Raw genomic sequence first — 6661 nt, 5'->3', positions numbered from 1 at the left:
GTCGACACCTCGGCGTTCTGGAAGGCCTTTGTCGAAGGCACGCCCGCCGACGGCGGTGGCGCCGCGCCGCTGATGCAGCCCCACATGGGGCTTCGCGCCTGATCCGCAGCCAGGGAGCACGCCATGAGCAGTCCTATCGGTCACGCACTTCCCCCGCCCAACCTGGGCGGGATCGCCCCCCTGGGCCTCCAGGGCCATGTACAGGCGCCCCAGGGCCAGGGCCAGGCGCCGCAGGGCGTGGGCCCGGCGCGCATGGGCGCAGGCGCACTCGCCGGCCGCCAGATCCAGGTCGGCGATGGCCAGCCGCGCGAGCAGTCCGTCAGCCTGGCCGACAAGGCCAAAAGCTTTTTCAAGACCGCAGGCAAGGTGCTGGCCGGCATTGTGCTGGCCCCGATCGCACTGCCGGTGGGGCTGGCGGCCCTGGTCACGGTGGGCGTGACACGCCTGCTGCTGCAGGTGCCTCGGCTGATCAACGAAAAGCTGCTGGAGCCCGCCGCCGACAGGCGCTTCGAAACCGCCAACCCGGCGCTCACGCAGATGCGCCAGCCCATGCCCGGCAGCCTGCTGAACAATCCCGGCGTGATGGAGAAGCTCACGGCGCACGCCCAGGCCCAGGGCACGCCCATGACCCCGCAGCAGATAGAGGGCATGGTCGCCACCGGTGAGCGCCTGGCGGAGGCGCTTCGCGACAGCCCGGCCGGGGGCTCGCCCGTCACGGTGCAGGTCGGCGGCCAGCCGGTGCAGGTGGACAGCAGCGTGCACACCACGCGGGCGCTGAGCTGGTACATGATGGCCGCCGCCGCGCAGCAGGATGTGCAGCGCGAGCAGAGCCAGGACCATTCCGCCATCGGCGGCCAGAAGATCACCGACATGTCCTCCTCGGGCTCCTTCGTCATGAAGGACCCGGGCAACAAGATCTACGGCTTCCTGGCAGCGGCCCCGACGGCGGACTCGCGCATGTCCACCCACTTCGGCGAACGCGTGGACCACAATGAGAAGCACAAGATTGCCGGCCTGATCCCCAGCGGCAAGCCCAGCCAGCGCGGCATCGAGGACTACCGCAACATGCTGCCAGGCCAGGGCGGAACCATCCTGTTCGACAAGCTCGCTGCCAAGGACGGCACGCAGGACCTGTTCGTCAAGTTCGAGTCGGTGGGCTGCCCGCCCTACTTCCGCACCGAGCCGCACCAGGGCGTGGGCCAGGGCATCACCCGCTTCTTCTCCGCGCTGGACCGCAACATCGGCCATGCCACCAACTTCCTGGGCAGCATGTTCCAGGGCAGGTCGGACGAGATGCGGCGCCAGGAGCACATCTACAAGGGCACGCTCAAGAACGATGTGGCGGCGCCCTTTGCCCAACTGGTGAACAACGCCATCGCCGCCGGCACCATCGACGCCTCGGCCAAGGCCGTGGGCCAATCAGTGCACAAGTTCGGCCTGCCCTTCATCGAAGAGGCACTGAACCGCATCCAGGATGCGGCCACCGAGAAAAACGATGCCGGCACCCTGCGCGAGGTGATGGCCGTGCGCCGGCAGATCGCCGAGGCGACGGCCAAGCTCGGTGGCCAGTCGGACAAGTTCGGCATCGAACGGCGCGGTGCCGAGGTGCACATCTCGATCGACCCGCGCGACAACCGGCCCCAGGATCTGCCCGGCTCGCTCACGGGCGCGGCGGCCCAGGCCTTCAACCGGGATGTCTTGACCCCGCCCTCAGGCCACGGCGTGGTCACCGCCAGACCGGACGGCATCTGCGAGCAGGCCGGCAAGGACTGGCCGCGCGCCACGGTGACCATTGGCGGCCAGACCATCCGCCAGGGAGACGCCGCGCAGTCGGCCGCCCTGCTGGATACGCTGACCCATGGCGACGCCCGCATGAAGATGCTGGTGAGCCAGTACGCCAACCAGCAGACCATGGCACCGCTGATGGCCAGCATGATGCGCGGGGACCTGGGCGTCCAGGCGCCCGACGGCACGCCCGGCATGCCCGAAGGCCTTGGCGTCTCGGGCTACCGCATGGAGGCCGACCCGGCCGGAGGCATTCGCGTCACCTTCGACTACTCGCGCCCCAATGTCGATAGGGTGACCCCGCTCGACGGCTCGTCCCCCGTGCAGGTCGACCCGGCGCAAAGCCACGCAACCTTCTCCTACAGCCTGCGCATTGCGCCCGACTACAGCGTCAGCGTGGCCGAATCCCTGCGCTTCAACATACAACTGCGCAGTTGAACGCCGGAGGGCAGCCGGCGCCGCAGCCTCCGGGTGGCGGCGACCGGCAACAAAAAGCCGCGCAATGCGCGGCTTTTTTGTGGGTGCGGGAGGACTGCCAGGGGCTTCAGGCCGCCTTTTGGATCACGCCCTTCAAGGTGTCGGCCACTTCCTAGACCACGGTGCTCTGGATCTGCGTGAACATGGTCCACTGCTGGATCTGCTGCTGCAGCTTGAGCAGGTCGGTGGTGGTTGCCGAATCGTCCATGCTGGTGATGGTGCTCTGCAGCTCGGCTTCGCGGGTCTGGGAGACCTTGCCCAGGGTGTTGTGGAGGTTGTTGAAGTTGATACCGGCCATGGCGGACTCCTGAAGGGTGGGGCGGGGTGGAAAAAACGCGCAGAAGAAGAAAAAACGCGGAAAAAGTCTGTCTACAGGCGGCGCACCGGTATTGTGAGCGTTTCGCGGGCCGCTTGACAAGCGTCCTGCAAGGCGGTCAGCACCGCAAATTCGGCTGGCGGCAAGCCGGCGGCAGCCGCGCTGCGCATCCGGTCCTCGATCGCCCCGAGGGCGGCGAGCGCCTCTTCGCGCGCCTGCGCGGCATGCTCGCCTTGCAACGCAAGCTCCAGCTCGCTCAGCGGCCCAGGCGACGCCTGCACGGATCGGTCAACGCCAGGTACCAGAAGTTTCATGCTGTTGCTCACCGCGACACCACCAGGCGGCGCGGTCCCTCGAAAACCAGGCGGTCGGGTTCGATGCCGGCCAGGCGCCAGCCGGCACGCTGGCCACCGGGCTGCAGCTTGCTGCCATCGCCGAGCACCACGTAGGGCGCCGGGCCGCCGACCACGCCGCGAATGCGAAACGGCAGTGGCGCCACGCTGGCGTGCACCAGCGCCACGCTGCCGGCAGGCGCGGCCGCCGCCTGCGCGGTCTCGCGCACGCGCAAGGTGAAGGCAATGCCGGACAGCGGCGTGCCGTCGCGTGCCAGCAGCGACTCCAGCGCAGGGCGCCGGCCGGGCTCGATGTCCAGCGCCAGCGCGAACTGCTGCGCCTGCGCGTCCCAGTTGGCGCTGGCCGTACCGAAGCCGGCAACACGCAGCCATTCCAGGATGGCGGGGCCCTGCTGCTCGGCCACGCGCAGCGCGTCGACAAGTTCGATGCCCGGCGGCAGGCGTTCGCGCAGCTGCGACAGCACACGGTCGCGCTCCGTCGCCGTCAGCACCGCCCCCAGGGCCTTGACGCGACCCGCGCCCAGCAGCTCGAAGCGCAGCGGTGCGCCCGTGGCGTTGCCCACCACCATCAGGTCGTCGAGCAGCTCGGGAGCGGTGCGCACGGCCAGCACCGGCGTGGGCCGGACCGTGGCCAGGCCTTCGGCCAGGCGATCCAGCTGCTCGATGCCCGGCACCCATCCGCTCACGCGCGCGCGGCCATCGGGCCGCGGGTCGATCTGCAGGCGCAGGGCGGGATCCACCGCCGCCACCGCGCGCTGTATGCCGCGCAGCATCTGCTGCTGGCGCGCCGGGTCCGCGGGTGCGGGGGCCGCCGTGGCCGCTGCCGGGGCTGCAGGTGCCGGGCCGCGCCCGGTGAGCAGGGACACGAACACGCCCAGCAGGAGCACGCACAGGGCGGCCCCCACCACCCAGGCGGGGTGCCAGCTGCGCGCCCGCGCCACCGGAGGCGGTGGCGCAGCGGCCGCAGGTGCTGCTGCGTCCACCACCACCGGCGCCGGCGTTTCCCGGGGTGCGGGCGTGGCATCCGCCCCATCCGGAAGCGCAAGCTCCTGCGCTGGTGCCGGCTCGGCCTCCGCTGTGGCAGCCGGCGCCACGGGCGCGGCAGCCACAGCCTCACCCTCTGGAAGTGCCTGCCAGGAGGCATGGGGAGCGCTCACCGTGATGGCGATGCCACCCAGCCGCACCACACCGCCCCAGGCGGTGGGGGGCACCCAGGCGTCACCCGCGGCCCCGGGGCCGGCAGCGTCGTTGGCCGCGCCAGCGGGCCGCCGCTGGGCCAGCACCTTCCAATGGCCCCCGGTGGCATGCAGCCAGCCCTGGGCGCCCGGCGGCAGCACCATGTCGCTCACGATCAGGTCGCAGTCGTCGCCCGCGCCGATCCGCAGGGCCTCGGCCAGCGGCGCGCGGGCCCCGGCGTGGCAGCCGCTCAGCACACGCAGCTCGGCGTCCTGCCCGTGGTCGTCGGGTTGCGCGCTCATTGGCAGGCTCCTGTGCGCATCGCGTGCCGGGAACGACGGTGCGGCCCATACAATGGGCTCAGCCGAAGTCCGAGGACTTCTTTTCCACAGCCATGATTCAAAGGATTGCGCCCATGAACCTCGAACAGGAGCGCCGCGACGACATCTTGATCCTGCGCCCGCGCGGCCGCCTCGACAGCAGCAGCTCGCCCGAACTCGAGCGCGTGATCACCGAACAGCTCGAAGCGGGCACGCAGCGCGTGGTGTTCGACCTCTCGGCGCTGGACTACATCAGCTCCGCCGGCCTGCGCGTGGTGCTGCTCGCGGGCAAGAAGCTGCGTGCCAGCAAGGGCAAGCTGGTGCTGGTCGGTTTGCGCGACATGGTGCGCGAGGTGTTCGACATGAGCGGCTTCCTGACCCTGTTCGCCGTCACCGATACGCTGGACGAAGGCCTGGCCAAGGTCTGAACGGCCGCAGCCCCGGCGGCGGCCGGGGTGCATCCTGGTGCGGATGGTGGAAAAGGCCCGCATCACAGGTCGATCCGTGCGAGCGGCTGGATATTGATCTCCTGCGTAAGCTCCTGGTAGCTCAGCACAGGCAGCTCGTACAGGTCCTGCTCGATCATCTTGCGCAGGTAGCGGCGGATGTCCATGGACGTGAGGAGCACCGGCCGCTGTGCGCTCGCCCCCAGATCGCCCACGGTCTTCTTGATGTTGTCCACCAGGCGCTTGCTCACCGTTGGATCCAGCGCCAGGTAGCTGCCCGCCGAGGTCTGGCGGATGGCGCCCCGCACCGTGTCCTCGATGCTCGGCGCCAGCAGGTAGGCCGGCAGGATGTTCTGCCCGCTCGAATACTTGTAGCTGATGTGGCGCTTGAGCGTGGAGCGCACGTACTCGGTCAGCAGCACCGAATCCTTTTCCTTCTGGCCCCATTCGATCAGCGACTCAAGGATGGCGCGCAGGTTGCGCACCGAGATGTCCTCGGACACCAGGCGCTGCAGGATCTCGGCGATCTTCTGGATCGGCAGCACCCGTGTGGACTCCTTGACCAGGTCGGGGAAACGCCCTTCCATGGCGCTGAGCAGAAAGCGTGTCTCCTGGATGCCGATGAAGTCGGCCGAGTACTTCTTGAGCACGAAGGCCAGGTGGTAGGTCAGTACCTGGCTCGGGTCCATGAAGGGAATGCCGGCCCGGCCCAGCGTATCGCGCAGCTCGGCCGAGACCCAGAGCGTGGGAATGTGCGGCAGGAACTTGCGGTCGCTCTCGTAGGCGATCTGCAGCGCATCCAGGTTGGCCGTGCTTTCGCGCACCAGCAGCCAGCCCGGCCGCAGCCGCCCCTGCGACACCGGCACCTCGGACAGCAGGATGTTGTAGCTCTCGGGCGGCAGGGCGTCGTTGAAGCGCAGCTGGATGCCGGGGAACGGCACGCCCAGGTCGAAATACAGGGCGCGGCGGATCTTGAGCAGCTCCTCGTTGAGCACGTCGGCGTCGAAGGCCTGCTGCAGCCCCGCGGCCACGTCCATGAGCAGGGGCACGGTGGGCGCGAATTCCTCGCTGCCGTCGGTGGCCTTCTTCTTGGGCTTTTCGCCCGCGGGCTGCATGGCCGGCACCTCGGTGACCTCGCCGGTCTTCTCGTCGACCACGCGGCGCGTGCTGCGCATGATGACGATGCCCACGGTGCCGATGACGCCCGCCAGGATCAGGAACACCGGCAGCGGCATGCCGGGAATCAGGCCCATGCCCAGGGCCACGGCGGCGGCGATCAGCAGGGCGCGGGGCTGGGCCAGCACCTGCTGGCCGATGTCCTTGCCGACGTTGGACGGGCCGTCGCCCGATTGCACGCGCGTGACGATCATGCCCGCGCAGATGGCGATGAACAGGGCCGGGATCTGCGCGATCAGGCCGTCACCGATGGTCAGCACCGAATAGGTCTTCGCCGCCTCGGCGGCCGTCATGCCGCGCTGCATCACGCCGATGACGATGCCGCCCAGCAGGTTCACGGCCACGATGATCAGGCCGGCGATGGCATCGCCCTTGACGAACTTCATGGCGCCGTCCATGGCGCCGTAGAGCTGGCTTTCCTTCTCGACGATGTTGCGCCGGCGCTTGGCCTCTTTCATGTCGATGGTGCCGGCGCGCATGTCGCCGTCGATCGACATCTGCTTGCCCGGCATCGCATCGAGCGAAAAACGCGCTGCCACTTCGGCCACGCGCTCCGCGCCCTTGGTGATCACGACGAACTGCACGATGGTCAGAATCAGGAACACCACCAGG

6 protein-coding genes are annotated in these 6661 nt (G+C 69.2%); 2 read left to right on the top strand and 4 right to left on the bottom strand.

The features are described 5' to 3' along the window. The first annotated feature begins 123 nt into the window (after positions 1 to 123). Positions 124 to 2223: a hypothetical protein gene (locus tag ACK59X_RS16905; protein WP_409959010.1), complete on the top strand. Its 2100-nt coding sequence runs from the start codon at positions 124 to 126 to the stop codon at positions 2221 to 2223. A gap of 151 nt (positions 2224 to 2374) precedes the next feature. Here the strand turns inward: ACK59X_RS16905 and ACK59X_RS16900 are convergent, their stop codons facing one another. The 3 genes from ACK59X_RS16900 to ACK59X_RS16890 form a co-directional block, all read right to left on the bottom strand. Then, the gene (locus tag ACK59X_RS16900) at positions 2375 to 2560 is read right to left on the bottom strand and encodes an EscF/YscF/HrpA family type III secretion system needle major subunit (protein ID WP_409959008.1); all 186 of its coding nucleotides are present in this window, start codon (positions 2558 to 2560) and stop codon (positions 2375 to 2377) included. Positions 2561 to 2631: 71 nt separating this feature from the next. Beyond that, a complete protein-coding gene (locus ACK59X_RS16895; RefSeq protein ID WP_409959006.1) occupies positions 2632 to 2892 on the bottom strand; it encodes a hypothetical protein in 261 nt (86 codons plus the stop codon). 8 nt (positions 2893 to 2900) lie between these two features. Then, complete coding sequence (locus ACK59X_RS16890; RefSeq protein ID WP_409959004.1) at positions 2901 to 4409, bottom strand: hypothetical protein; 1509 nt, start codon at positions 4407 to 4409, stop codon at positions 2901 to 2903. 113 nt (positions 4410 to 4522) lie between these two features. On the opposite strand from ACK59X_RS16890, the gene ACK59X_RS16885 reads away from it, so the two are divergent. Then, positions 4523 to 4855 (top strand): STAS domain-containing protein, encoded by a 333-nt coding sequence (locus ACK59X_RS16885; protein ID WP_409959002.1) that lies wholly within the window; start codon positions 4523 to 4525, stop codon positions 4853 to 4855. A gap of 62 nt (positions 4856 to 4917) precedes the next feature. Here the strand turns inward: ACK59X_RS16885 and sctV are convergent. Then, on the bottom strand, positions 4918 to 6661 hold a 1744-nt coding region (sctV, locus tag ACK59X_RS16880; RefSeq protein ID WP_409959000.1), incomplete at its 5' end, for a type III secretion system export apparatus subunit SctV.

Origin of the sequence: Acidovorax sp. (assembly GCF_046339755.1) — a bacterium.
Taxonomy (GTDB): Bacteria; Pseudomonadota; Gammaproteobacteria; order Burkholderiales; family Burkholderiaceae_C; genus Acidovorax.
Note: the sequence above shows the minus strand (reverse complement) of the source record. Positions and strands in the feature narration are given on the sequence as shown.